2 protein-coding genes are annotated in these 1,916 nt (G+C 38.7%); one reads left to right on the plus strand and one right to left on the minus strand.

Annotated elements, in window-relative coordinates; genetic code table 11:
• Positions 1 to 759 (minus strand): mechanosensitive ion channel family protein (locus ACZFYI_RS19815; protein WP_462525847.1); only part of this gene is annotated, 759 nt, incomplete at its 3' end.
• A 208-nt stretch (positions 760 to 967) separates the two neighbouring features.
• On the opposite strand from ACZFYI_RS19815, the gene ACZFYI_RS19820 reads away from it, so the two are divergent.
• Positions 968 to 1,768, plus strand: coding sequence for a CDP-alcohol phosphatidyltransferase family protein (locus tag ACZFYI_RS19820; RefSeq protein WP_462525848.1), 801 nt, complete (start codon positions 968 to 970; stop codon positions 1,766 to 1,768).
• Positions 1,769 to 1,916: the final 148 nt, after the last annotated feature.

Below are 1,916 nucleotides of genomic sequence, written 5' to 3' on the forward strand. Positions count from 1 at the left end.
GTACCTGAGTGAAAGTTGAATGCCTCTCTCTTGGATTTTGGTGTAGACAGTTGGAGTATATTGGCTAAATGAAATAAAATGTTCCTTTTGGGCTATTCTCAAATCGGACTCTATTGTTTTAAAATCAGGAGAAAGCAACATGTTCATGATTTCTTTCAAAATAAGGTTGGCTTTTTTGTAATCGGAATCTAAGCCTATAAACACGTTTTGCTCGTTCCAGATGTAGTCAAAGCCCTGACTGTAATTGGCTTGGGGATCAATAAATACCTTCCCGTTGGGCACGTGGACGATCCTACCGGTACTCTGCTCCCCGTCTACCCAGTTGCCCACTTCCAGCAAACTGAATTGGAACAATCTTAAGTCGACTACATCTCCTTTGAACTCACCTATCTGAATCCTGTCTCCCACATCAAAGGGCTTGCGCCAATAGATAAAAATCCATCCCGCAATATTGACAAAGATATCCTTGAGAGCGATGGCGATACCCGCTGACAACAAACCCAAAAAGGTGGTAATGGACTGGAAATTGATGATCCAGATATTGCCTACCAATAGAAACCCTATAAAAAACAGGACATACTCAACCGTCTTGCGGGTATGGAACTGTTTCTTGATATCGGAATCATTACCTCTTGCGATAAGCTTATATGCCCCTTTTTTGATCAGCCACAAAACCAAAATTACCAGGATTGTTTTGTAGATATTCCACCTTATATCGTGGGCAATAATGCCGTCCAAATAGTCTTTGTAATTTTCCATAATAGAAACAGATATCCGAAACTAAGGTTAGATTCAATGATTTCAAACATTTATTTAATCTATTGACAGTAAGCACATGGGAAGACTGCATTCAAATAGTCCGGAACAATATAGCAACTATGGCTGTTAGGATAAATTAAGTCTTATCAATTAAAGCAGGTGGCTGAAAGTTTTGCAAGGGCTTTCAGTTTTGCACCGGCCTTTCATCATGTCCAAACTTTCCAAAGAGGAGAAATTCCTCGATTTCTCAGATTACGGCAGGCCCTTGGCCAAGGTATTTGCCAATCAGCTTAAAAATACTTTTGTCACACCTGTACAGGTTACTTTTCTTTTTGGAATCAGTGGTTTATTGGCAATCTACTGCATTCTAAACGGCTTTTTTGTTGCTTCGGGAATTTTCCTCCTCTTAAAATCCGTGATCGATGCCGCAGACGGAGAATTATCCAGGGTCAAAAATACCCCTTCTTATACCGGACGGTACCTCGATTCTATTTTTGACAACATCCTAAACCTGCTTTTCCTGCTCAGCATCTGCTTGGCTTCAGATTCAAGTATATGGACAACTTTGGCAGCATTTCTTTGCATGCAGTTCCAGGGCACCTTGTATAATTATTATTACGTGATCTTACGCCACAATTCAGAAGGGGGAGATGTTACCAGCAGTATCTTTGAGAAAGAAAGTCCGACTGCTTTTCCGGGAGAAAAACAGAAAACTGTAGATATCTTATTCACTACCTTCAATTTTTTATACATGCCTTTTGACAAAATAATCCATGAATTGGATAAAGAGGCTGTCGAGGTCTCCACATTCCCAAAGTGGTTTATGAGTATGGTATCTCTTTACGGACTTGGCTTCCAGCTGCTGCTGATGGCAATATTGCTTTCCCTGGGTTTTATTGACTACATCGTTCCCTTTTTTATCGGTTATTCCCTATTGATTTTTGTTTTTATAGGCATTCGGAGAATTTTCGTTACAGAGAAATCCCCCAATCAATCCTTTTCTAAATAATTTTCTTTTTGAATCCATACGTTTTCTTTAAGGCTCTGATGGGGTTTTTTGGACAGATTACAAATCAATGTGACAATTTCCGCTACATCATTTTTTAATCAAGTTATTTTATGTTTAAATTATAAACATATAAATGTTTATAATTTAA

Source organism: Aquiflexum sp., from assembly GCF_977115555.1.